Here is a 24,212-nt window from a genome sequence, read left to right as displayed (position 1 = left end):
GTCTCGATATACCTCCGACTGAACTCTTCGTTCGCCCACAACGTGGACTGACGGGATAATCGGCACGTTCGGGGGGACTCGACTGGCTGATGCGGAGGCAACCGTGCCGTCGAATGATCACACACGCGCGACCACCGACTCCGAGGCGGAGGCGGACACCGTGCCCCGCCACGACGTGACGCCGACCGGGGGTGCGGCCTCGGAGCAGGCCGAAGGGCAGGCGGAGGTGCAGCCGGAGGGGCAGGCCGAGGTGCAGGCCGACGGGCGGGCCGAGGCGCGGCCCGGCGGGCGGCTCGCCGCGGGAAAGACCGCGGGGAAATCCTCCGGCGAGGGTGCCGGCGAGGCCGGCGGCGCTGCGGCTCCGGCGGCCGGGACGGGGACGGACGACCCGGGCACGGGTGACGCGGCGAAGACGGTGCAGTTCGAGAGGGTCGTCCCGGCGAAGACCCCGATGCCTCGCCCCTCCACGGTGAGCCGGCCGTCCCGGACGCCCGCCGGCGCCTCCGGCACGAGCACGCCCGAGAAGGACGCGGCCCCTGTCACGGGGAGCGCGACCTCCGTCCCGGAAAGCGCGACCCCCGTCACGGGGAGCGCAACCTCCGTCCCGGAAAGCGCGACCCCCGTCACGGGGAGCGCGACCTCCGTCCCGGAGAGCGCGACCTCCGTCACGGGGAGCGCGACCTCCGTCCCGGAGAGCGCGATCTCCGGCGTGATGGCCGGGACCGCTGATGCAGGGGCCGAAGGCGCCCGGGGGGACGTCCGGGTAGCCGGTGCCGAACACGAGGGCGCCCGCGCGGACGACGGCCCTGCCGGTGTGGAGGACCGCACGGCCATCGCCGGGAGCCAGGCCGCCGGCGGGGAGGACGGGCTCGCCTTCTCGCCCTATCTGCCGCCCGCCACGCACCCGGTGCGCGGCATCGTGTGGGCCATGCACCTGGCCGTGCCGCTGCTCGGCCTGTGGCTGCTGCTCGCCTTTCCCGCCCGGCTCAACGCGCGCTGGGAGCATCCGCCGAGCCACTTCTGGCTGATCGTGCTGGTGGCCGGCGTCAACGTCGTGCTCGGCGCGATGATCAGCCAGGCCGCCACCCGGCACAAGGACGCCCGGCTGCTGCTGGTGTCGCTGGTCTTTCTGAGCAGCGCCGGCTTCTTCCTGCTCCACGGCCTGTCGACGCCGCGGATCATCTTGGAGACCGGCAGCTACGGCTTCGACATCGGGCAGCCGGTCGGGCTGATGGTGGCGTCGATGCTGGCGTTCGCCTCCTCCCTGCCGCTCGGCGAACGCGCCGCCGCCGCCGTGCTGAAGAGCGGCGACCTGCTGCGGGCCGCCCTGGTGGTGGTCCTGGTGGTGTGGGGCGCGGCCTCGCTCATCGAGGGCCTGACCCCGCTCAGCGCGCCGCCGCCGCCCGGCGGGGCCACCATCGGGGCGTTCTCCTGGATCGGCGCCGCGCTGTTCGCCCTGTCGGCGGTGCAGATGTTCCGCATCCACCGCCGCAGGCCCTCGGCGATGCTCGTGAGCCTGATGACCGCGTACGCGCTGCTCAGTGAGGCGATGGTCGCCGGGTTCTTCCGGCCCAACTGGCTGCTGTCGTGGTGGGAGTGGCACCTGCTGCTGGTGGGCGCCTTCGCGTTCGTCGCCTACAGCTCCTACATCCAGTTCCGCCGTGAGGGCTCCAGCCAGGGCCTGTTCGACTCGGTGACGCTCGCGGCGACGATCCGCCGCATCCAGGGGCAGTACGACCAGGCGCTGGAGGAGCTCGTCGGCCACCTGCGACGCATGGGCGAAAGCGGCACGGCGTCCCGGACGCCCGTCGCGCTGCGCCTGGCGGGCAAGTTCCGGCTCAACGAGGGCCAGGCGGCCGTGCTCGACCGCGCCGGACAGGCGCTGGCGGCCGAGCGCGAGCTGTCGCTGCGCCTCGGCGCGCTGGTCGACGTGGGACGGCAGGCGCGCGTCGGCCTGGGCGAGGACACCTTGCTCGCCGAGGCGCTGGACCGCGTCCGCCAGGCCTACGGGGACGTGCGCATCGGCCTGGTGTCGCACGGCGCGATCACGCTGGGCGAGCGCGCGTACGGCGTGGACGAGTTCAAGGCCACCGAGACGATCAGCGGCAACGGCCGGGTCATCCACCCACTCACCGTCAAGGGCGTGGTGGCCGGCGCGCTGGAGGTCCCCGTGGGCACCACGCGCCAGGACGAGGCGCTCGCCGCCACCCTGGCCAGCCAGCTCTCGATCGCGCTGGAGAACGCCCGCCTGTACCGCGAACTGGAGACGCTGTTCCGGCAGTACATGTCGCCGGACGTGGCGGCGTCCCTGCTCGCCGACCCCGACCAGGCGGCGCTCGGCGGCTCGCTGGTGGAGCTGACCGCGCTGTTCGCCGACCTGAAGGGCTTCACCTCCTTCTCCGAGCGGGTGGCGCCCGGCGAGATCGTGGAGATGCTGAACCGCTACCACGCCGCCGCGGTGCCCTGCGTCCTGCGGCACGGCGGAACGATCGTGCAGTTCGTCGGCGACGCGCTGCTCGCGCTGTTCAACGCCCCGGCGGCGCAGGCCGACCACGCAGCGCACGCCGCCCGCGCGGCTCTTGAGATGCAGGCCGCCGCCGAGGAGATCGCCGCGGGCAACCCCGGCTATCCGCGGTTCCGCATCGGCATCAACACCGGCCTGGCGCTGGTGGGCAACATCGGCAGCCCCGAGTTGCGCGGGTTCAACGCGATGGGCGACGCGGTGAACGTGGCTGCGCGACTGGAGGGGATGGCCGAGCCGGGGACGGTGGTCATCGGGGCCACGACCCGTGAGCAGATCGGCGCGGGCGCCGAGGTACGGTCGTTGGGCGAGCTGAGCCTCAAGGGCAAGGAGCAGAGCGTCGAGGCGTTCGTCCTGTCCTCGCTCGACTGACCACCGTGTGCCGCGAGACGGTAGAAGTACGCCGACCGCGGGCCCCGCACCGGGAAAACGACCGTGACCGCACCGGAGGGGCGCGGCATGATTCGAGCGTTGCCCCTCACCCTGGAGGAACGATGACGTCCACGCCGACCGAGCCTGGAGAGTTCCTGTCCCTGCTCACCAAGGAGGAGGCAGACGACCTGTGCGCCGCCGGCCGCAAGAGGCGGTGGGACCGCGGCACGACCGTCATGAGCGAGGGTGACACCTCCGACTGGGCGCTCGTGCTGACCTCCGGGCGGGTCAAGGTGTCCTCCTACACCGCGGGGGGCACCGAGGTCGTGCTGGCCATCCGCGGCCCTGGAGCGCTGCTGGGCGACATGTCGGTCATCAGCGGTGAGCCGCGCTCGGGCACGGTGACCGCGCTGGAGGCCGTCGAAGGCGTCGTCGTCCGCGACTTCTCCGGCTTCCTGAACGACCACGGCCGGGTGGCGGTGCTGCTGCTGCAGATGGTCGTGGGCCGGCTTCGCGACTCCGACCGCAAGCGGGTCGAGTACGGCGCGTTCGACACCACCGGCCGGGTGGCCACCCGGCTCGTGGAGCTGGCCGAGCGGTTCGGCGAGCCCGCCAACGGCGGCGTGCGGGTCGCCCTGCCGCTGTCGCAGGACGAGCTGGCCGGCTGGACCGGCGCCTCCCGCGAGGCCGTCAGTAAGGCGCTGCGCTCGCTGCGCGACCGCGGCCTGATCGAGACGGGCCGGCGCCGCGTGGTCATCTACGACCTCGAAGGCCTCCGCAAGCGCGCCCGTTGACCTGTGTTTGCTTTGCCTCGCAGCGGATCAGCCCAAGAACCCGATGGCACCGCCCAAGAGCGCCCGAGCCCTTCGAGTGATTTCCCCGGATCGGCCCAAGGACCCGCTCGGGGCGCGGCGGTGCTGTGAGGAGGAGGGAGCGAGTGCGAGGAACGAGCGCTCGTGAGCGACGACGAACAGCGCCGCCTCAAGGGCGCCCCGAGCCGCCGAGCGGAGCGAGGCAAAGTAAACAGGGTTAATCGGGACGTACGGCGTACGTCAGACTGGGGGGCATGGTCGCCCACCCGCTTGATCGGACCGCGGACCTGCTTCCCGGCACCCCCGAGTACGCGCGCAGGCTCCGTTACGCGTGGCGGGTCTGCTCGGTGACCAGCCTCGGGCTGGCCCTCATCGGCGTCAACGCCAGCACCCTGAACGTGGCCCTGCCCGCGGTGGTGCGGCACTTCGAGGCCGGGGCGTTCGCCTCCTCCTGGATCCTGCTGTCGTACCTGCTGGTCAGCACCGCCACGCTGGTCTTCTTCGGCCGGGTGGCCGACCTGCTCGGGCGGCGCGAGGTCTACCTGGTCGGGTTCGCGCTGTTCACCCTGTGCTCGTTGCTGGCCGGGCTGTCGCCGAACGTCGGCTTCCTGATCGCCATGCGGGGGCTCCAGGCGCTCGGCGCGGCGATGATCCTCGCCAACGGCACGGTGATCATCACCGACGCCTTCCCGCCCGACCGGCTCAGCCAGGGCATGGGCGTCTACATCGGGACCCTGTCGGTCGCCCAGCTCGCCGGGCCCACCCTGGGCGGGCTGATCGCCGACACCGCCGGCTGGCAGTGGGTCTTCTGGGCGAACGTCCCGCCCGGGGTGATCGCGCTGGTCTGGGGGTGGACGACGCTGCGCAGGGTGCCCACCGGCGCCCGCACGCCGGTGGACGCGGCCGGCAACCTCATCGTCTTCGCGGCCCTGTCGGCCGCCCTGATCGCCCTGTCGGAGGCCGGGTCGCGCGGACTGTCCAGCCCCGTCGTGCTGGTCGGGGGGCTGGTCTTCCTGGTGCTGGCGCCGCTGCTGGTCCTGGTCGAGCGGCGCGCGTCGCACCCGGTGCTGGACCTTCGGCTGTTCGGCGAGCGCATGCTGACCTTCGCCAACCTGGCCTCCTTCTGCACCGCCCTGTCGCGCTCGGCCCTGGTGCTGCTGGTCGCGCTGTACTTCCAGGCCGCCCGCGGCCTTGACGCCTTCACCGCGGCGCTCGCGGTGCTGCCCGTGCCGGTCGGCATGGCGGTCGCCTCGCCCATCGCAGGCGCCCTCGGCCGCCGGATCTCGCCTTACCTGCTGTCGGTCGGCGGCTGCGTGCTCAACTTCGCGGGGCTGGTGTGCCTTATGTTCTCGACCGGCGGCGCGAGCCCGTACTGGATCATCGCCATCGGCCTGTTCCTCGCCGGGGGCGGCAACGGGACCTTCCTCACCGGCAACACGACCCAGGTCATGAGGGCCCTGCCGCCGGGGAGCCTCGGCGTGGTGAACGGCTTCCGCCTGATGATCATGAACGTCGGCATCGTGCTCAGCGTGGCGACGACGCTGACCGTGCTGAGCAGCGCGCTGTCGCCCGAGCTGCGCGGCCTGGTCTACGCCGGCACCCTCTCGCGCCTGTCGCCGGTGGCGGTGGCGCAGCTGATGTCCGGCTTCCAGCGGACCTATCTGGTGCTCGCGTGCGTCGCGCTCGCCGGCGTCGTCACCGCCGCCTGCGCCCGCCCCCGGCGCCCGGCACTGCCCTAGCCGGGGCCCGGCCTGCCGGACCGGACCCACCGGACGCGGTTCGCTGGACCAGACTCGCTAGGCCGGGCCGGGGCGCCGCGCGGCCATGGCCTCGACGCCGCGCAGGAGCAGGTCGACGCCGAAGCCGTAGTAGCCGTCGATGTCCGGCGGCTCGCTCAGCGTGCCGCCGTACTGGATCATGCGCGGGTAGCGGTCGCCGGGCATCGACTCCAGCTTGAGCCGGCGCAGCCGGCGCTCCTCGGCCTCTCTGGGCTCCCCGGTCCACAGCGGGCACCCCTTCACCAGGGCCGTCACGCCGTTGAGCAGGTAGGAGGAGACGGCGAACGCCTCGCGCGAGGTGAACCCCGCCTCCGCGAGCACGTCCAGCGTCGCCTCGGTCGCGCGGTTGAAGCTCTCGAGCTCGTGCTTGTCCTTCACCGCACCGAGCAGGTCGGGCACGCACGGGTTGTCGCGCATCGCCCGCACGACGGCCTCGACGATCACGCGCAGGCGTCTCTGCCACGGGTCGCCGGGGGAGACGTCGGCGGTCACGCCGGACAGGACGTGCTCGGCGAGCGCCGCCATCAGCTCTTCCTTGTTCTTGAAGTGCCAGTAGAGGGCCATCGGGGTGACCGCCAGCAGGCTCGCGAGCCGGCGGATCGTCACCGCGTCCACGCCCTCCTGGTCGGCGAGCGCCAATGCCTGCTCGACGACCGTCTCGCGGGTCAGTTTCTCCTGGGCCACTTGACAACTATACGACGTACAAGGTCTGCTGTACGACGTACATGTACGCCGTACAAGTACGTCGTAGAGGAGAAGCTGTGCAACGTCGTTGGTGGGCGCTGGTGGCGGTCTCGCTGGCCACCTTCATGACTTATCTGGACAACAACGTGGTGAACGTGGCGCTCCCCACCATCCAGAGGGAGCTGGGGCTGACCATCTCCGGGCTGGAGTGGATCGTCAGCGGATACATCCTGGTCTTCGCCGGGCTGCTCATGGCCGGGGGCCGGCTCGCGGACGTCTTCGGCCGGCGGCGGGTGTTCCTCGCCGGCGTGGCGCTGTTCACGCTGGCCTCGGCGGCGGCCGGCCTGTCCGGGGACGGGACCGCGCTCATCCTGAGCAGGGCCGCCCAGGGCGTCGGAGCGGCGCTGCTGGCCCCGTCGGCGCTGGCGCTGCTCTCGCTCACCTTCCCCGACGCCCGCGAACGCGGGATCGCGGTGGGCGTGTGGAGCGCGATCGGCGGCCTGGCCCTCGCGCTCGGCCCGGTGACCGGCGGGTTCGTCAGCGAGAACTGGCACTGGGGCTGGATCTTCCTGATCAACGTGCCCATCGGGGTCATCACCATGGCCCTCGCGGCCTGGTCCATCGGCCGGGCCGGCACGCCGGCGCGGCGCCGGCTGGACCTGCCGGGCCTCGCGACCTCGTCGGCCGCGCTGTTCGCGCTGACGTACGCGCTGATCGAGGGGGACGGCGAGGGATGGACCTCCGCCCCCATCCTGGGCGCCTTCGCGCTCGCCGCGGTGGCCGCCGCGACGTTCGTGCTGCTGGAGTCCCGCTCGCGCGAGCCCATGATGGACCTGTCGCTGTTCCGCGACCGGGTCTTCAGCGGCGGCACGCTGGCCATGGGCCTGTGGGCGTTCGGCGTCTTCGGCATCTACTTCTTCACCGCACTGTGGCTGCAGAACGTCCTGGGCTTCTCCCCCACCGAGGCGGGAGCGGCCTTCGTCCCCATGGCCCTGCTCATGGCGGCCCTCGCCACCGTCGCCCCGCGCATCGCCGCGCGCTTCGGGACGGCCGTCACCGTCGCCGCCGGGCTCGGCGCGATGGCCGTGGCGATCGCCGCGATGTCGACCATCGGCCGGCACGGGACCTACATGAGCCTGTTCCCCTGGCTGATGCTGTACGGGCTCGGGGCGGGGATGCTCGTCCCGCTCACCAACGCCATCCTCGGCGCGCTGCCCGCCGAGCGCGCCGGCCTGGCATCCGGCGTGCTGAACGTCTCCCGGGAGGTGTTCGGCCTGCTCGGGGTCACGGTCCTCGGGGCGGTCCTGAGCGCGCGGGCCAGCGCGAGCGCCGCCGGTGGCGCCGCACCGCTGACGGCGTTCCTGGACGGGTACCGGCTCTCGCTCATCGTCGCGGCGGCGATCGTGGCGGTCGGGGTGCCGGTCAGCCTGGTGTCGCTGCGCACGCGGCGGGCGGACGCCGTTCCGGCCTCCGCCGGCGCCGCCCGCGAGCCCGCCGGACCGGCCCCCGAGCCCGTCCCTGAGCCGGTGGCCTGACGGTACCGGGCGCCCCGGTCGTGAGGACGATCCGGCCTGCCCCGCCCGGCGTTTCGCGCGGCCGGACGGGGCGCCGGAACCGGCGGCCAAACTCCGCCGCCGCCCATCGTTACGTGATCGTGATTGGTCGTTGGCGCACATAACGCGCTTTCCGGGTGTCTCACATAAGAGACGCACTGGATGACATCCGGAGCGAAGCGCGTATATGAGGAGTAGAGAGTGAACCCCCTGAAGCGGACGGCCCCCGCGTTGCTGGCCATCGCCGCCCTGGTCACCGCGGCGGCCTGCTCGGCGGACGTGCGCACCGCACAACCCGCGCCGGGCAGGGGCACGACCGAGACCAGCGTCCACCCCCGGGCGACGAGCGAACCGTCCCCCGCCGCCACGGGCGGCGCGGGGCAGGCCAGGGCCGCCGGCGCCTCCCTGCGACGGCTGGGGGCGCCCCTGCGCATCACCGACATCACCCCGATGGGCGAGAAGACCGAGAAGATCGGCGTCGGCTCCCCGATCATCGTGACCTTCGACAGGAACATAAAGAACAAGGCCGCCGTCGAGACGGTGCTGCAGGTTCAGGCGGAAAAGCCCGTCGAGGGCGCCTGGCGCTGGGTCTCGGACCGCCAGGCCGTGTACCGCACCCGGACCTACTGGAAGCCGCACCAGAAGGTGCTCTTCAGCGCCCGCCTCTCGCAGATCGCCGGAAACGAGGGCGTCAAGGACGTCAGCCGCCGCTTCGCCGTCGGCACCGCCAACGTCTCGGTGGTCGACACCAAGAAGCACGTGATGAAGGTGCGCCGCGACGGCAAACTCGCCAAGACCATCCCGATCAGCGCCGGGCGCGGCGGGCTGGTCAGGAACGGCGTGGACGTCTACCTCACCACCAGCGGCGTGCACCTGACCATGGGCAAGAAGCCCGTGGAGACGATGACGTCGGCCTGGATGGGCGTCACCGACCCCAAGGACCCGCTGTACTACAAGCTGGAGATCCCCTGGGCGGTGCGCATCTCCAGCAGTGGCGAGTACGTCCACCAGAGCGCGGGCGACTACCAGTTCCTCGGCAGGTCCAACCAGAGCCACGGCTGCGTGCGGGCCACCCCCGCGGGCGCCAGGTGGTTCTACGGCATCGCCCAGCGCGGCGACGTCGTCACCGTCACCGGCACCAAGCGCAAGCTCGACTGGCGCAACGGCTGGAGCTACTGGCAGCTCACCTGGACCCAGTGGAAGAAGGGCAGCGCCCTGCCGAACGGCGTGCCCACCCCCACCCCCACCCCCTCGGCCCCGCAGGACGAGATGAGCTGATCCGGGTGACCATGGCGGCGGCGGCCGCCGACGAGGTGCTTCTAGAGTGGGACCCGGGCGGGCCGGGACCGCGCCCGCGGCGACGGCCGCGGGACACTGCCGCCCCCCCGGTCACCATCCCTCCCGACCCCCTGGAGGACGTCCCCATGCCCTCGCACGCCGGACCGGCCCACCCCGCCGACCCCTCGATCACCGAGCACCGCACCGCCGACGCCACCCTCACGGTCACCGTGGACGGGTCACCGCTGGCCGGCCAGGAGGTGGTCGTGGCACAGCGCGGCCACAAGTTCCTGTTCGGATGCATCGGGTTCGACTTCATCCCGCTCGCCAACGGCGAGCTGTCCGCCGAGGAGCAGGCCGGCCCCGGCGGCGTCACCGGGTCGCTGGGCGAGGCCTCCGCCGCCCAGGCCGAACACCTGGCCGAGCTGTGGTTCGACGTGTTCAACTTCGCCACGCTCCCGTTCTACTGGGGGCGCTTCGAGACCGTCCGGGGCCGTCCCGACACCGAGCGGCTGCGCAAGACGGCGCAGTGGTTCGCCGACCGCGGCGTCCCGGTCAAGGGCCACCCGCTGGCCTGGCACACCGTGACGGCCGACTGGCTGATGGACCTGCCGAACGCCGAGATCGCCCGCGAACAGGCGGCGCGCATCCGGCGGGAGGTGGGCGGGTTCGCCGGCCTGGTGGACATGTGGGACGTCATCAACGAGGTCGTCATCATGCCGATCTTCGACAAGTACGACAACGGCATCACCCGCGTCTGCCGCGAGATCGGCCGCATCCCCATGGTGCGCATGGTCTTCGACGCGGCGCGCGAGGCCAACCCGAACGCCACGCTGCTGCTCAACGACTTCGACATGTCCGCCGCCTACGAGTGCCTGATCGAGGGCGTGCTGGAGGCCGGCATCAAGATCGACGCGCTGGGCCTGCAGAGCCACATGCACCAGGGCTACTGGGGCGAGGAGAGGACCCTCGCCACCATCGACCGCTTCGCCCGGTACGGCCTGCCGATCCACTTCACCGAGACGACGCTGGTGTCGGGCCACATCATGCCCGCCGACATCGAGGACCTGAACGACTACCAGATCCCCGAGTGGCCCTCCACGCCCGAGGGCGAGGCCCGCCAGGCCGACGAGATCGTGCGCCACTACAAGACCCTCCTGTCCCACCCGTCGGTCGAGGCGATGACGTACTGGGGCATGTCGGACGGCGGCTGGCTGGGCGCGCCGGGCGGCTTCGTCCGACTCGACGGCACCCGCAAGCCCTCCTACGACGCGCTGCACTCGCTGGTCAAGGGCGAGTGGTGGCTCCCGCCCACCACGATGGCCACCGACGACCAGGGCCGGGTGCGGTTCAACGGCTTCCTCGGCGAGTACGAGGTGACCGCGGCCGGCCGGACGGCGGCCTTCCGCCTCGACGCGCCCGGCGAGGCGGCGGCCGCCGTCGCCCTGTGACGGCCGCCTTGAGGACGCACGCGCGTCCCGCACGGGCAGGCCGTCCGTGCGGGACGATCCGGCGCCCGGAGCCGCCATGATGGAAGGCGTGGCCGCTCGCAAGGTAGACGTGGAGAAGGTGCGGGCCGCGCTCGACGCGCAGCTCGCCGAGCTCGGGGAGCATCCCTACGACGGGCCGGCGCAGGGCGCGCCGGACGCCGCCGTGCAGGTCGTGCTGCGGGTCTACGACCAGGGCCTGCGGCCCGAGCGCGACGTCGCGCGCCTGGCCGTCCGGCACCTGCTGGAGCGCCTGGCCGAGCGGGCCCCGGGCCGGACCGTCGAGGTGCGCGTGCCGCCGTACGCGGCGGTGCAGTGCGTGGCGGGCCCCCGGCACACCCGGGGCACCCCGCCCAACGTCGTCGAGACCGACCCGCTCACCTGGCTCGAACTGGCCACCGGCCGGGTCGCCTGGCACGAGGCCATGGACGCGGGCAGGATCAGCGCCAGCGGCGCCCGGGCCGACCTGTCAGAGCACCTGCCCCTGCCCTGAGCCCCGCGGGGCTCCCGCCGAGGCCCCCAGGGCTCACGCGGGTCACCAGGGCTCAACGGGTCACCGGGGGATCACTCGGACGGGTTCCACGTTCACGCCCAGCTTGCGCTCCACGCACTGCTGCACCTCCGTCTGCGTCGGCAGGTTGAAGCACTCGCTGAAGTTGCCGAGGAACCACAGAAAGCCGATGATCGCCAGCACGATCGCGAGCGCGCTCAGCACGATCCCGGCGATCGCGCGGCCCCGGTTGCGGTTCTTCGCCACCGCGACGATCCCGACGATCAGGCCGGCGATCGCCGTGAGCACGCCCAGGCCGCAGATGAGCAGCAGGAACAGGCTGATGATGCCGAGAACGAGCGCCGCCGTGCCGAGCCCGCCGCCTCCGGGCGGGCGCTCTCCGTAGGGGCCCTGGTAGGGCGGCGTCCCGTACGGCGGCGTCCCTCCGGGCGGCGTCCCCGGAGGCGGCCCGCCGTAAGGAGGCTGACCGCCGTAAGGAGGCCCACCGCCGGTGGGGGGTCCACCCGGGTACGCCCCGCCGGGCTCACCGCCGTACGGGGGCTGTGCGCCCCCGGATGGTGTGCCGCCCCGCGGATCGCCCCAGGGCTGGGAGGTGTTCGGGTCGCCAGGTGTCGTCACAGTGCGCTCTTTCGACCTGTATGGGCATGCCGGGTGCCACCACTCTCCCCCGGCGCGGTGGGCCCGGCCCGGCCGACACGGCAAAATGCCGGAGATCTTTCCCCAAAGCGCCACGCGAAGGCCCACTCCGCAGGGACGCCGCGCCTTCCCCGGACCCGGATTACCGGCAGCGGACAGGCCCAACTTAGACTGAAGCACGTGCTAAAAGGCGACGGCCGGCTCGGCCATGACCTTGACCCCCGTGACCGCGCGCCGCAAGACGCCTGTGGTGTCTTCGGCGTATGGGCTCCCGGGGAGGACGTCTCCAAACTCACCTACTACGGCTTGTACGCGTTGCAGCACCGCGGGCAGGAGTCCGCGGGCATCGCGGTGAGCGAGGGCAGCAGGATCCTCGTCTACAAGGACATGGGCCTAGTGGCCCAGGTCTTCGACGAGTCGGTCCTCGGCACCCTGCGCGGACACCTGGCGATCGGGCACTGCCGCTACTCCACGACCGGTTCCAGCGTGTGGGAGAACGCCCAGCCGACGCTCAGCTCCACCGAAGGCGGCGGTCTCGCGCTCGCCCACAACGGCAACCTGATCAACACTCCCGATCTGGCCCTGCGGCTGCCGACCGGGGCGATCAGGGCCACCACCGACACCGAGGTGCTGACCACGCTGCTCGCGCACGACCGCTCAAAGTCCATCGAGGACGCCGCGGCCGAGCTGCTCCCGCAGGTCAAGGGCGCCTACTCCCTGGTCTTCATGGACGAGAAGACCCTGTACGCCGCCCGCGACCCGCAGGGGATCCGCCCGATGGTGCTCGGCCGCCTCGAGCGCGGCTGGGTGGTGGCCTCCGAGACCGCCGCGCTCGACATCGTGGGCGCGAGCCTGGTCCGCGAGATCGAGCCGGGCGAGCTGCTCACCATCGACGAGCAGGGCGTGCGCTCGCGCCGGTTCGCGCTGGCCGAGCCCAAGGGCTGCCTGTTCGAGTACGTCTACCTGGCCCGTCCCGACACGACCATCGCCGGGCGCGGCGTGCAGGCCACCCGGGTCGAGGTGGGCCGCCGGCTCGCCAGGGAGCACCCGGTCGAGGCCGACCTGGTCATTCCGACCCCCGAGTCGGGCACCCCGGCCGCCATCGGGTACGCCGAACAGAGCGGCATCCCCTACGGCCAGGGCCTGGTCAAGAACTCCTACGTCGGCCGCACCTTCATCCAGCCGTCGCAGACCATCCGCCAGCTCGGCATCCGGCTCAAGCTGAACCCGCTGCGCGAGGTCATCGCCGGCAAGCGCCTGGTGGTCGTGGACGACTCGATCGTGCGCGGCAACACCCAGCGGGCGATCGTCAAGATGCTGCGCGAGGCCGGCGCCACCGAGGTCCACGTGCGCATCTCCTCGCCGCCGGTGTCCTGGCCGTGCTTCTACGGCATCGACTTCGCCACCAAGGCCGAGCTGATCGCCGGATCCAAGTCCGTGGAGGAGATCCGCGCGTCCCTGGGCGCCGACTCGCTGGGGTACATCTCCCTGGAGGGCCTCACCGAGGCCACGACGCTGCCGACCGAGCGGCTGTGCCGGGCGTGCTTCGACGGCAACTACCCGATCCCGATCGACCGCGACAACGTCGGCAAGTTCGTTCTCGAGGCCAAGGCGTGAGCGCGCGACGCGCCACCATGCCCCGAGTGTTCCCAGTGTTCCGCGTGTCCCCGGTCCTGCCGACCGGTGAGGAGGTCCGGTGACCAGCTACGCCGCGGCGGGCGTCGACATCGAGGCGGGCGACCGCGCCGTCGAGCTGATGAAGTCCCGGGTCGCCCGGTCGCGGCGGCCGGAGGTCGTGGACGACGCCAGCGGCTTCGCCGGGCTGTTCGACGTCTCGGCGCTGCTGCGGTTCAAGCGTCCGCTGCTGGCGACCTCGACCGACGGCGTGGGCACCAAGGTGATGATCGCCCAGGCGCTCGGCAAGCACGACACGATCGGCATCGACCTGGTCGGCATGGTCGTGGACGACCTGGTGGTCTGCGGCGCCGAGCCGCTGTTCATGACCGACTACATCGCCTGCGGCAAGGTGGTCCCCGAGCGCATCGCCGACATCGTCGGCGGGGTGGCCGAGGGCTGCCGGCTGGCGGGGTGCGCGCTGGTGGGCGGCGAGACCGCCGAGCACCCCGGCGCGATGGGCCCGGACGAGTACGACCTGGCCGGGGCGGGCACCGGCGTCGTGGACGCCGACAGGCTCCTCGGCCCCGACCGCGTGCGGGCCGGCGACGTGGTGCTGGGCCTGGCCTCCTCGGGTGTCCACTCCAACGGCTACTCGTTGGTGCGGCACGTCCTGCGCACCTCCGGCCTTGATCTCGCCTCCTCGCCGCCGGAACTCGGCCGCACGCTGGGCGAGGAGCTGCTGGAGCCCACCCGCATCTACTCGCTGAACTGCCTCGCGCTCACCCGGGCCGTTGAGGTCCACGCCTTCGCCCACATCACCGGGGGCGGGCTGGCGGCGAACCTGGCCCGCTCGCTGCCCGCCGGGGTCGACGCCGTGCTCGACCGCTCGTCGTGGACGCCACAGCCGATCTTCGAGGTGATCGCCGGGTACGGCGGGGTGCCCCGCGAGGAGATGGACCGCACCTTCAACCTGGGCGTCGGCATGTGCGCGATCATGCCCGCCGACGCGGCCGACCTCGCACTGACCACACTGCGCGACGCCGGCCAGGACGCCTGGGTGCTCGGCGAGATCGTCCAGGGCACCGGCTCTGCCCGCTTCACCGCCTGAGGCGCGGGGCTCCGCGGCCGCCGGGCCACCGCCGGCGGCCGCCGGGCGGCATCGCGTGACGTGAGGTCGCCAAGGCGATCATGGGCCTGGGGTCACATAGAAGCGAAAGGCTCGAACACGACGAAGAGCTCCTTGCCGCTTGCGGCGGCAAGGAGCTCATTTCGGTGCGCGAATGAGGCACTCGGCGAGCCACTGCTCGCCGGGTGCCCTGCCGGCGTCAACCCGAAAATCGCCTAACGGCGACGGGACCTGTCGTCCTCGTCATCGTCGTCGACGTCACCGGCGTAATCGGCGTACCGATCGGCCAGCTCATCATCGACGACGTCATCATCGTGTCGGTTGGAGTCGTGATTGACTCCGAGCTCCTCGCGAAGACGGTCAAGATCGGTGCCGCCGCTGTTGTACTTGAGCTGGCGTGCAACCTTCACCTGCTTGGCCTTGGCTCGGCCGCGCCCCATCGGCTCGACCCCCTCATGCGGGGTCGTGCCCGACCCCTCGTCGCTAACGCTCCACGCGCTGACGCCGCCTGACTTCCGGCCCCAGCTCTCGTTCGACTACAACCGTACCTGTTTTGCGCGCTGCTCGGTACGCCGTATGGGCGTCCGCGGTCAGCGGCCCAGCCAAATACCCCTAAGCCGACCGACTTCCGACATTCTGCGCTCGGCCAGCCTATCGGCCGCGGCCGCCGGGGGTACCCCTTCCTCCTCAGCGATCGAAAAGATCTTCAACGTCGTATCGAAGATCTGCGTCGCCTTTACCCGGGCGCGGTCCATGTTGAACCCCTCGATCTCGTCGGCCACCTGGATCACGCCGCCGGAGTTCACGACGTAGTCCGGAGCGTAAAGGACTCCCCGCTCCGCGAGCTGCTTCTCCACGCCGGGATGCGCGAGCTGGTTGTTGGCCCCGCCGCACACGATCTTGGCGCGCAGCCCGGCGACGGTGTCGTCGTCCAGGGCCCCGCCGAGCGCGCACGGGGAGTACACGTCGATGTCGGCGAGCCTCATCGCGGCGGCGTCGGCCACCACCTCGACCTGGGGGTGACGGGCGAGGACCCGCTCGACGGCGTGCTCGCTGACGTCGCAGACCACGACCTCGGCGCCGTCCTCCAGCAGGTGCTCCACCAGCCGGTGGCCCACCTTGCCGACCCCCTCGACGCCCACACGCCTGCCGCGCAGGGTGGAGGCTCCGTAGACGTACTGGGCGGCGGCGCGCATGCCCTGGAAGACGCCGTACGCCGTCAGGATCGAGGAGTCGCCCGCGCCGCCGTGGGCGACGGTGCGCCCGGTGACGAAGCCGGACTCCCTGGCGACGATGTCCATGTCCTCGCTGTAAGTGCCCACGTCGCAGGCGGTGTAGTAGCGCCCGCCGAGCGACTGGATGAAGCGCCCGTAGGCCCGCAGCAACTGCTCGCTCTTGTCCCGGGCCGGATCGCCGATGATCACGGCCTTGGCCCCGCCGAGGTCGAGCCCCGCCAGGGCGTTCTTGTACGCCATCGCCCGCGAGAGGTTGAGCACGTCGGCGAGGGCCGCCTGCTCGCTCTCGTAGGGGTAGAACCGCGTGCCCCCGAGCCCGGGGCCCAGCGCGGTGCTGTAGATGGCGATGATGGCGTGCAGGCCGCTGCGGTCGTCGGAGCAGAAGACGACCTGCTCGTGTCGCGGCGCCTGTCCGCTGGCTGGGCTCGGGTCCTTGTGGGACAGCCCGAAGACGTCGGTCACTTTGGTGACTCCCGGTCATTTCCGTCCGCCGCCTCATCGCGGCGGATCTGAGGAAACCACCCTATCCAGCCCGCCTCGAGGCTCACCATGATCGTCCACATCGCGACACGTCAGAGCCGCGGAGCGCACGCCACTCCCGCCGTGGCGGGGTTCTCACTCGCGTCCGCTCGCCGCTACGTGGCACCATTCGAGATGTGCTGCCCTACGCCGCCTATCTCCGCGTCTACGAGCCGTTGTCCGCGTTCGCCGAACGCGAGCGCGCCTTCTGGGCGGCCTACGCCGACTCCAAGGATCGGCCGCGCCGCGCGTTCGCCCTGGAGGCCGAGCACGCGGAGGCCGTCCGGCGGCTGCTGGGCGTCTCGGCGCTGCCGGCGCCCGGCGGCGAGAGCCTGAACGCCTACCTGCGCCGCATCGAGGAGACGCTGTACGTCTGCCCGTGGCAGAGCAGGCTGCGCTCCTGGCTGGCCTTCGCCCGCTTCCGCGGCGCCACCCCGGTCAAGCTGGCCGACCGCTTCGTCCCCCGCGCCATCGCCGAGCAGACGGCCGACGACTTCGACCGCTACAAGCAGCAGGGCGGCTCCTCCTCACTGAGGACGCACATCCGCACCAGCACCTGGCACATCCCCGCCCCGTGGTTCGTGCCGTTCGACTCGGCCGAGCGCTGGCTCGTCCTCGGCCGCCAGGAGGAGCCGGCCACCGAGCCGGCGGCGCCGACCACGACCGCCCCGGCGCGCAACCTGCTCTACGTCACCTCCATGGCCCAGGCCCGGCGCAGGGTCGCGCGGGCGCTGGTGGTCATCCGGCGGCACGTGGGCGAGGTGAGCACGCTCACCGAGGTGGAGGAGGTCGGGCGCTGGCTGGAGGAGTTCCACCCGCACTCGCTGGTGGAGCTCGACTACGGCGGCCTGGTACACCTCATGGACGACGCCACGCTGCAGTCCGACCAGTCCGCCGCCGAGCTGGCGGCCGCGCTCACCGGATTGGACACGGGTCAAGAAGAACTGGCCTTCGCCATGTATCAGCGCGTGATCGTGCGCTGGAAGTCAATACAAGCCCTCGAATCGGCGAACTGAACCGCAAATCATGCACGTGACCTGCAAAAGTAGGTAACGGGAGTCACCAGCTCGCTTCTGCGAACTGAGTAGTTTGCCGTTTTCACTGCGATACCACGAAACGTGTCGCTAGAATCACCGAGCGTGACATCAACCCGTGGACAAGGCGTTGTGCTTACAGGGCTCGCCAATCGCTCTACGTGGCTGTATGGTCACATCGGGTGATACCACATATGGTCCAGAAAAATCCGTACTAATGGATCATTGAGGGACATCCGTGACAAGCGCCAACACAAGTCGCAGGATCGCTGTCGCCGGTCCACGGAGGAGAGGCCGCACAAATGTCAGCTCGTACACCCGAGGCCGAGCCACTGCTCACCCCGGCGGAGGTCGCCACCATGTTCCGCGTCGACCCCAAGACCGTTACTCGGTGGGCGAAGGCGGGCAAGTTGACGTCCATCCGCACCCTTGGCGGTCACCGGCGCTACCGGGAGACCGAGGTCCGTGCGCTGCTCGCGGGCATCCCGCAGCAGCGGTCGGAGTGAGGCGGAAGCCGCCAAGGTCCTAGGGGGGAGAACCGGCGCGCTCGCGTCATACATGTGAGTGAGCGCGTCCACAGAACCCATGATCGCGTCAGGCGGCCCGGGCCACCGGGGGAGGAGATGCCCCCGACTGCGCGTCCGGGCGACCACGATCGCGGCCATGGATCCGGTGTGAGCGGCGCCGCCCGCCCGGCGCCACCTCACCCGGTCATGCGGGTGCGTCCCGGTGGGAAACGGATTTAGGGCCTCCACCGCACGGAAGCCCTATCACCGTTCCCCGCACGCGCTCCGCCCTCGAACGGCCCCGCACCCCGCGCCCGGACAATGCCGCCAGGGCTTCCCGCCCAGGCCTGCGCGGACGCCGGGCCCGCCGGCCAACCGCCGGCCCATTTCTCTACTCTTCCGCCTCCCGGCCCCCGTCCTCACCCGGGAAGTCCGCGAGCGACACGCCGGTCCGGCCGTCGTGACGGGCGGCGACCTCCAGCAGCGCCACCATCTGCTCGACGAGCAGGCGCTCCAGTTCGGGCCGTTCGATGTCGCGGTTCTCCAGCCAGTCGAGCCCCGCCGTCTCGACCGAGGCGATCCACGCCCGCAGCGTCGCGCGCAACGCCGGGCTCGGCTCGCTCACCCGTAACTGGTTGGTGATCATCTTGAACAGGCGCTGGCGGACCCCCTCGACGATCTCGCCCACCTCGCCCGCCCGGTTGGCCGGCCCGCCGCGCAGCAACGCCGCGAACCCGGCCGCGTGGTCCTCCACGAAATCGAAGTAGCGGGTGAGCCCCGCGGCCAGCTCCTCGAAGGCGGTGCCGCCGTGCACGGGCCGCAGCCGCTCCTCCAGCTCCAGCGCCGCACTGCGCAACGCGGCGACGTACAGCTCCTGCTTGCCTCCGAAGTAGTGGTAGACCAGCGCCCGGGAGGCTCCGGCGGCGCTGGCCACGTCGTCGATCGAGACATCTTCGGCATCACGCTTGCTGAACAGCTCCAGCGCGGCGGCCATGAGCTCCTCGCGGCGGCGGTCCACGCTCAGTCGTCGCCGGACCGGGCGTCCGTCACCAGGATCGGCGCTGTCTCGCTCACCTGGGGCCCTTGATGTCGCACCCACAATGCGCACACTATCGAAGGCGGTGCCGGATAACGCGGCCCAAATGACCATCTGCCGAGCCGCGCAACACACCCGTACCCTCAACGCGACTCGATCGTTTGGTCTGACAGGTGCACATCCACTCAGCGTGGGGAGAACCATGTCAGGACCGTCCATGCAGGCGACCGATCGGTACCGTCCCGATCTCGGCACGGCCGAAGGAGGGCTGGGCGACGCCCAAGGGCCCCGTCCCCGGCCGACGATCCGGAACGTTGCAGAACGCGCGGGCGTCTCGAAGTCGCTGGTCTCCCTGGTGCTGCGGGGCTCGCCTCATGTCAGCGAGCACCGGCGCGAGGCGGTGCTGCAAGCGGCGCGGGAGCTCGGCTACCGGCCCAACGCGGTCGCGCGCAGCCTCGTCGAAGGACGCACCCACCTGGTCGGCGCGCTCGTCGCCGATCTGCACAACCCGTTCTACGCGGAGTTCCTCGACGGGTTGCAGGAGAGCCTGCACGGCGACGGGCTCCGGCTGCTGATCGGCAGCGGCCGCTGGGACCCGGCCTTCGAGGAGGAGGCCGTCGAGGCGTTCCTCGAGCTGCGCGTGGACGGCCTGGTGCTGCTCGGCGTCGCGCCGTCCAGCGAGACCCTGGCCGAGGCGGCCGCCTACACCCCGACGGTCGTCGTCGGCGAGCGCGACGTGGACCTCGACGGCGTGGACATCGTCGTGGACGACGACCAGCTCGGCGCGCGGCTCGCCGTCGACCACCTGGTCGAGCTGGGCCACCGGCGCATCGCGCACATCGAGGGCACCCCTTCCTCCTCGGCCCGCTTCCGCTGCGAGGGCTACCTGGTCGCGATGCGCAGGCACGGGCTCGCGCCGCACATCATGGTGGAGCACGGCGACTTCACCGAGGAGGGCGGCCGTCGCGCGGCTCGCGCTCTTCTGGAACGTACCCCCCGGCCCACGGCGATCTTCGCGGCCAACGACATCGTCGCCCTCGGGGTGCTGGTCGCGGCGAGCGAACTCGGCCTGCGCGTCCCGGAGGACCTGTCGGTGGTCGGGTACGACAACACCCACCTGGCCGCGGTGCACCACATCTCGCTCACCTCGCTCGACCAGCCGAGACGGGCGATGGGCAGGTCGGCCGCCGCGCTGCTGAGCGACCGCATCACCGACCCGGGCAAGACCGCGCGGCTGCGCCAGGTGACGCCGCGCCTGGTGGTGCGGCACAGCACCGGCCCGGCTCCAAGTGATCCCCAAGGCTAGGTCAACATCCGAGGGATCGGCACCGTCCCCGTGTTGACTCGTAGCATGGCGCCGGCCCCGGCGCGCCGGACCGGTCCATCGGCCCGCGGCTGTCACGGGGGCAGCGGGCGGCCGGCGTCCGAGCGGGGGTAGACATGCGTGATCCTGAACTGGTCTCCTGCGCCCAGCGGGCGGCGGCCGAACTCGAACGTGCGTGGGCCCACTGGCGGGCCGCCCGCGGCAAGGACCAGGAGGGCGCCACCGAGTCGGTCGCCAGTTACGTCGCCCATTCCATCGACCACCCGTGGGGCCGGCCTCGCGTCGTCCTCGGCCTGGACGCCGAGGACGCGAGAGAGCTGGCCGCGCTGCTGCAGAGGCAGAATCTGGGCGAGCCTGCCTGGTGATCCTCCGGCGATCCCCGGGCGATCGCGCCGGTTGCCGCATACAGGCCGGTCCATCGCGGCGTTGCGCGTAAGTTGGAGGCGGACGGTCGTCGGCGAAGGGGATCAACGTGACCGGTCGAGCAATGGCCATATCGCTCCTGGCCCTGTGCGGGCTGGGCGTCACGGCGTGCGGCGCCACCGGCGCCGCGGCCACCGGGGCCGACGCGCGAAGCTCCGGCGCGCAGAGCTCCGGGGCGCCCGCGACCGCGCGGTTGAAGAGCGTGTCGGCCGAGCCGGGCGCGTCCTCGGCGCGGGCCGCGACCGACACCGCGACGCCCGCCCGTCCCCTCGCGGGCAAGGTCATCGTCATCGACCCCGGGCACAACGGCGGCAACTACCGCCACCCCGAGGTCATCAACAAGAAGGTCAACGTCCTCACCCAGTGGAAGCCCTGCGACACCACGGGCACCGCCACCAACGACGGCTACTCCGAGGCCGCCTTCACCTGGGACGTCGCGAGCCGCATGGTCAAACTACTGAAGGCCAAGGGCGCCACCGTCCGGCTGACCCGCGACGGCAACTCCGGCGTCGGGCCGTGCATCACCCAGCGCGCGGCCATCGGCAACAAGGCCCACGCGAGCGCCGCCATCTCGGTGCACGCCGACGGCGCCCCCGCGTCCGGCCACGGCTTCCACGTCATCATGCCGAAGAAGATCAACGGGCCGGTCGACCCGGTCGTGGCCCGGTCCAGGAAGCTCGGTCTCGCGCTCCGGGCGGCCTACCACGAGGGCACCGGCATGCCGTACTCCACCTACATCGGCAAGAGCGCGCTCGACTTCCGCAGCGACCTCGGCGGGCTCAACCTGTCCACCGTGCCGAAGGTCTTCATCGAGACCGGCAACATGCGCAACGCGGGCGACGCCGCCAAGTTCAGGGACCCGCGCTTCCGTCAGCGCGTCGCCGCCTCCCTGGTCGACGGCCTCGAGCGCTACCTCGGCTGAGGTCCTTCCGGCGCCGCGGCGACCGGCGCCCGCCCAGCTCGGCGCGATCATGAGCGGAATGGCATGATCTGAGAGTGGTCGATCTGATTCCTGGCCCTCGTCTGGTGCGCCCCGCTCCCGGCTCGTTCGCGTTCACGCCCGGCGACCTGGTGACAGGCCCCGCGGAGCTCACCGGCGCCGTACGGCGGGCGCTGGCCGTGCTCGACCTCGCCGGGGCGGCCGGAGGCGCTGAGACGGCGTCTGGGGCCGCTATCACCGTAGAGCGGGACGAACACCTCACCGCCGAGGCGTACGCCGTCACAGTGACGCCTGAGGCCGTCCGCATCATCGCCGGGGACGCCACGGGCGCGCTGTACGCCGGGCAGACGCTGCGCCAACTGCTCCCCGCGGCGGCGTTCCGGTCGGCGGCCGTGCCGGGCACGGCGTGGACGGCGCCCTGCGTGCACATCGAGGACGCGCCGCGGTTCTCCTGGCGGGGCGCGCATCTGGACGTGTCCCGGCACTTCCTGCCCAAGCGCGAAGTGCTCCGCATGATCGACCTGCTGGCCGTCCACAAACTGAACCGCCTGCACCTGCACCTGGCGGACGACCAGGGCTGGCGCGTCGAGAGCCGGGCCTACCCGCTGCTGCACGAGATCGGCTCGCACCGCGCGCGCACGACCACGGCGCACTTCCACGGCGAGCAGCGGTTCGACGGCACCCCGCACGGCGGGTACCACACCCTGGCCGACCTGGCCGAGATCGGCGCCTACGCGCGGGCCAGGGGCGTCACCGTCGTCCCCGAGATCGACGTGCCCGGCCACGCCTCGGCCATTCTCGCGGCCTACCCGCACCTCGGCGCCGACCCCGCCGCCTCCCACGAGGTGCTCGACCGCTGGGGCATCTCCCCGGCGATCCTGTCGCCGCTGCCCGGCACCGTGGAGTTCCTGGCGGCGGTCTTCGCCGAGATCGTCCAAGCCCTCGGCGAGGTGCCGTACTTCCACATCGGCGGCGACGAGTGCGTTCTGGACGACTGGGCGTCCTCCGCCGAGATCACGGCGTACCGCGAGTCCCTGGGGCTGGACACCCCCGCCGAGCTGCACGCCCGTTTCCTGCGCGAGCTGGCCGACGTGCTGGCCGGCCTCGGCTGCCGCGCGGTGGTGTGGGACGAGGCGTTCGTCAGCGGCGAGCTGCGGGCGGACACGATCGTCATGCCCTGGCGCGGCATGGGCGTCGGGCGGCGCGCCGCGGCGGCCGGTCACGACATCGTGGCGACCCCGGTGTTCCCGCTGTACTTCGACTACGCCGAGGCGGCCTCGCCGGAGGAGCCCGTGGCCATCGGCGACACGGTCACCGTGGCCGACGTCGCGGCGTTCGAGCCGGTGCCGCCGTCGTGGACGCCGCAGGAGGCCGGCCGGGTGCTGGGCGCGCAGTTCCAGCTGTGGACCGAGCGCATCCCCGACGGCCGCACGCTGGACTACCGGGCCTGGCCGCGCGGCTGCGCGCTGGCCCAGATCACCTGGTCGGGCCAGGCCGCCGGCTTCGCGGCGGCGCTGCCCGCGCATCTTTCCCGGCTGGACGCCTACGGCGTGGAGTACCGGCCCGTGGATGGTCCGAGGCCGTGGCAGCGCGGCGGCACGGGCGACCGGCGGCACCGTCCCGGGGCGGTGCCGGTGGCGGAGGTCATGCGGCGCCTTGCGGAGATGACCCACGAGGCCGACTCCACCCGCCCCAGCCTGGGCTGACCGCCGCCCCTCACCGTCAGGGTGTCAGGCGGCCCGCTCGCGGCCGACGCGGCCGACCAGCTCACCGACGGTGGAATAGCCGTGGCGGCGCATCCGGCGGGCGAGCCCCCGGTTGATCCGCCAGGCCCACAACGGCCCCTCGTAGATCATCGCGGTGTAGCCCTGGACGAGGGTGGCGCCGGCCAGCAGCCGCTCCCACACGTCGTCGACGCTCTCCACGCCGCCCACCGACACCAGCGCCAGCCGGTCGCCGACGCGGGCGTACAGCCTGCGCAGCACCTCCAGCGAGCGCGCCTTGAGCGGACGCCCGGACAGGCCGCCCGCCTGCGCCGCGCCGGCCGCCTCGGCGTCGGACAGCCCTTCGCGGCCGATGGTGGTGTTGGTGGCGATGATGCCCGCGAGCCCCAGCTCGACGGCGAGGTCGGCGACGGCGTCGATGTCGTCGTCGGCCAGGTCGGGCGCGATCTTGACCAGGAGCGGCGTGCGCCCCGCGGCCCGCCGCACCTGCGTCAGCAGCGGGCGCAGCACCTCGACGGCCTGCAGGTCGCGAAGGCCGGGGGTGTTGGGCGAGCTGACGTTCACCACCAGGTAGTCGGCGAGGGGGGCGAGCCTGCGGGCGCTCGCGACGTAGTCGCGCACGGCGAGCTCGGGGGGGATGACCTTGGTCTTGCCGATGTTGACCCCCACCACGACCGGCAGGCTCCGCGGGCGGCCCAGCCGGCGCGCGGCGTGCTCGGCGCCGCGGTTGTTGAACCCCATGCGGTTGACGACGGCCCGGTCGGAGACCAGCCGGAACAGCCGCGGGCGCGGGTTGCCCGGCTGGGCGTGGGCGGTGATCGTGCCGACCTCGACGTGGCCGAAGCCGAAGGCGGCCAGCCCCTCGACGCACGCGGCGTCCTTGTCGAACCCGGCCGCGAGCCCGAAGGGGCTGGGGAAGTGCACGCCGAACGCCTGAACGCGCAGCGCCTCGTCGCGCGGCGCCAGCCTTCGGTGGAGCCGGCGCTTCACGACGGGGGCGAGCGAGAGGACCCGGAGCGCGCGGATGGTCAGGTGGTGCGCCTTCTCGGCGTCGAGCCTGCGGAGCACCAGCGCGAAGAGCAGTCGATACATCACC

21 protein-coding genes are annotated in these 24,212 nt (G+C 72.0%); 15 read left to right on the top strand and 6 right to left on the bottom strand.

Going from position 1 to position 24,212, the window contains the following annotated elements; genetic code table 11:
* Window positions 1-103: 103 nt before the first annotated feature.
* The 3 genes from ACWEN6_RS37425 (at window position 104) to ACWEN6_RS37415 (ending at window position 5,444) form a co-directional block, all read left to right on the top strand.
* On the top strand, window positions 104-2,893 hold the full coding sequence (locus tag ACWEN6_RS37425) for an adenylate/guanylate cyclase domain-containing protein (RefSeq protein WP_452576717.1): 2,790 nt from the start codon (window positions 104-106) through the stop codon (window positions 2,891-2,893).
* A 122-nt stretch (window positions 2,894-3,015) separates the two neighbouring features.
* Window positions 3,016-3,687: a Crp/Fnr family transcriptional regulator gene (locus tag ACWEN6_RS37420; protein ID WP_452576716.1), complete on the top strand. Its 672-nt coding sequence runs from the start codon at window positions 3,016-3,018 to the stop codon at window positions 3,685-3,687.
* A 272-nt stretch (window positions 3,688-3,959) separates the two neighbouring features.
* Entirely contained in the window at window positions 3,960-5,444 is a 1,485-nt protein-coding gene (locus ACWEN6_RS37415) for an MFS transporter (RefSeq protein ID WP_452576715.1), read from the top strand.
* A gap of 57 nt (window positions 5,445-5,501) precedes the next feature.
* Here ACWEN6_RS37415 and ACWEN6_RS37410 read toward each other — a convergent pair whose 3' ends face one another.
* Entirely contained in the window at window positions 5,502-6,167 is a 666-nt protein-coding gene (locus tag ACWEN6_RS37410; RefSeq protein WP_354929283.1) for a TetR family transcriptional regulator, read from the bottom strand.
* A 77-nt stretch (window positions 6,168-6,244) separates the two neighbouring features.
* Here ACWEN6_RS37410 and ACWEN6_RS37405 point away from each other — a divergent pair, with 77 nt between their 5' ends.
* The 4 genes from ACWEN6_RS37405 (at window position 6,245) to ACWEN6_RS37390 (ending at window position 10,978) form a co-directional block, all read left to right on the top strand.
* Entirely contained in the window at window positions 6,245-7,702 is a 1,458-nt protein-coding gene (locus tag ACWEN6_RS37405; RefSeq protein ID WP_452576714.1) for an MFS transporter, read from the top strand.
* A 219-nt stretch (window positions 7,703-7,921) separates the two neighbouring features.
* Window positions 7,922-8,998, top strand: coding sequence for a L,D-transpeptidase (locus tag ACWEN6_RS37400; RefSeq protein WP_452576713.1), 1,077 nt, complete (start codon window positions 7,922-7,924; stop codon window positions 8,996-8,998).
* Window positions 8,999-9,144: 146 nt separating this feature from the next.
* Window positions 9,145-10,449: an endo-1,4-beta-xylanase gene (locus ACWEN6_RS37395; RefSeq protein WP_452576712.1), complete on the top strand. Its 1,305-nt coding sequence runs from the start codon at window positions 9,145-9,147 to the stop codon at window positions 10,447-10,449.
* Window positions 10,450-10,537: 88 nt separating this feature from the next.
* Entirely contained in the window at window positions 10,538-10,978 is a 441-nt protein-coding gene (locus ACWEN6_RS37390) for a sterol carrier family protein (RefSeq protein WP_354853047.1), read from the top strand.
* A 60-nt stretch (window positions 10,979-11,038) separates the two neighbouring features.
* Here the strand turns inward: ACWEN6_RS37390 and ACWEN6_RS37385 are convergent, their stop codons facing one another.
* Window positions 11,039-11,614, bottom strand: coding sequence for a DUF4190 domain-containing protein (locus tag ACWEN6_RS37385; RefSeq protein WP_452576711.1), 576 nt, complete (start codon window positions 11,612-11,614; stop codon window positions 11,039-11,041).
* 198 nt (window positions 11,615-11,812) lie between these two features.
* Between ACWEN6_RS37385 and purF the strand changes: the two genes are divergently transcribed.
* Complete coding sequence (gene purF, locus ACWEN6_RS37380) at window positions 11,813-13,249, top strand: amidophosphoribosyltransferase (RefSeq protein WP_452576710.1); 1,437 nt, start codon at window positions 11,813-11,815, stop codon at window positions 13,247-13,249.
* A gap of 79 nt (window positions 13,250-13,328) precedes the next feature.
* Entirely contained in the window at window positions 13,329-14,357 is a 1,029-nt protein-coding gene (gene purM, locus ACWEN6_RS37375; RefSeq protein WP_452576709.1) for a phosphoribosylformylglycinamidine cyclo-ligase, read from the top strand.
* A 233-nt stretch (window positions 14,358-14,590) separates the two neighbouring features.
* Here purM and ACWEN6_RS37370 read toward each other — a convergent pair whose 3' ends face one another.
* The gene (locus ACWEN6_RS37370; RefSeq protein ID WP_354853039.1) at window positions 14,591-14,815 is read right to left on the bottom strand and encodes a DUF3073 domain-containing protein; all 225 of its coding nucleotides are present in this window, start codon (window positions 14,813-14,815) and stop codon (window positions 14,591-14,593) included.
* Window positions 14,816-14,965: 150 nt separating this feature from the next.
* Complete coding sequence (locus tag ACWEN6_RS37365; RefSeq protein WP_354929265.1) at window positions 14,966-16,072, bottom strand: Glu/Leu/Phe/Val family dehydrogenase; 1,107 nt, start codon at window positions 16,070-16,072, stop codon at window positions 14,966-14,968.
* Window positions 16,073-16,266: 194 nt separating this feature from the next.
* Here ACWEN6_RS37365 and ACWEN6_RS37360 point away from each other — a divergent pair, with 194 nt between their 5' ends.
* Together ACWEN6_RS37360 and bldC are read left to right on the top strand one after the other, a co-directional pair.
* Window positions 16,267-17,145: a hypothetical protein gene (locus tag ACWEN6_RS37360; protein ID WP_452576708.1), complete on the top strand. Its 879-nt coding sequence runs from the start codon at window positions 16,267-16,269 to the stop codon at window positions 17,143-17,145.
* A 320-nt stretch (window positions 17,146-17,465) separates the two neighbouring features.
* Window positions 17,466-17,669, top strand: coding sequence for a developmental transcriptional regulator BldC (gene bldC / locus ACWEN6_RS37355; protein ID WP_013133571.1), 204 nt, complete (start codon window positions 17,466-17,468; stop codon window positions 17,667-17,669).
* A gap of 391 nt (window positions 17,670-18,060) precedes the next feature.
* Here bldC and ACWEN6_RS37350 read toward each other — a convergent pair whose 3' ends face one another.
* Window positions 18,061-18,687, bottom strand: coding sequence for a TetR/AcrR family transcriptional regulator (locus tag ACWEN6_RS37350; protein ID WP_354853030.1), 627 nt, complete (start codon window positions 18,685-18,687; stop codon window positions 18,061-18,063).
* Window positions 18,688-18,922: 235 nt separating this feature from the next.
* On the opposite strand from ACWEN6_RS37350, the gene ACWEN6_RS37345 reads away from it, so the two are divergent.
* The 4 genes from ACWEN6_RS37345 (at window position 18,923) to ACWEN6_RS37330 (ending at window position 23,098) form a co-directional block, all read left to right on the top strand.
* On the top strand, window positions 18,923-20,011 hold the full coding sequence (locus ACWEN6_RS37345) for a LacI family DNA-binding transcriptional regulator (RefSeq protein WP_354929259.1): 1,089 nt from the start codon (window positions 18,923-18,925) through the stop codon (window positions 20,009-20,011).
* Window positions 20,012-20,145: 134 nt separating this feature from the next.
* Window positions 20,146-20,394 (top strand): hypothetical protein, encoded by a 249-nt coding sequence (locus tag ACWEN6_RS37340; protein ID WP_354853027.1) that lies wholly within the window; start codon window positions 20,146-20,148, stop codon window positions 20,392-20,394.
* A 107-nt stretch (window positions 20,395-20,501) separates the two neighbouring features.
* On the top strand, window positions 20,502-21,374 hold the full coding sequence (locus ACWEN6_RS37335; RefSeq protein ID WP_452576707.1) for an N-acetylmuramoyl-L-alanine amidase: 873 nt from the start codon (window positions 20,502-20,504) through the stop codon (window positions 21,372-21,374).
* Window positions 21,375-21,448: 74 nt separating this feature from the next.
* Entirely contained in the window at window positions 21,449-23,098 is a 1,650-nt protein-coding gene (locus ACWEN6_RS37330) for a beta-N-acetylhexosaminidase (protein ID WP_452576706.1), read from the top strand.
* 24 nt (window positions 23,099-23,122) lie between these two features.
* On the opposite strand, the gene ACWEN6_RS37325 is transcribed toward ACWEN6_RS37330, so the two are convergent.
* Window positions 23,123-24,208 carry a quinone-dependent dihydroorotate dehydrogenase gene (locus tag ACWEN6_RS37325; protein ID WP_452576705.1) on the bottom strand — a complete coding sequence of 362 codons (1,086 nt, stop codon included), beginning with the start codon at window positions 24,206-24,208 and terminating at the stop codon, window positions 23,123-23,125.
* Window positions 24,209-24,212: the final 4 nt, after the last annotated feature.

The sequence above is a fragment of the Sphaerisporangium sp. NPDC004334 genome (assembly GCF_053602655.1).
Note: the sequence above shows the minus strand (reverse complement) of the source record. Positions and strands in the feature narration are given on the sequence as shown.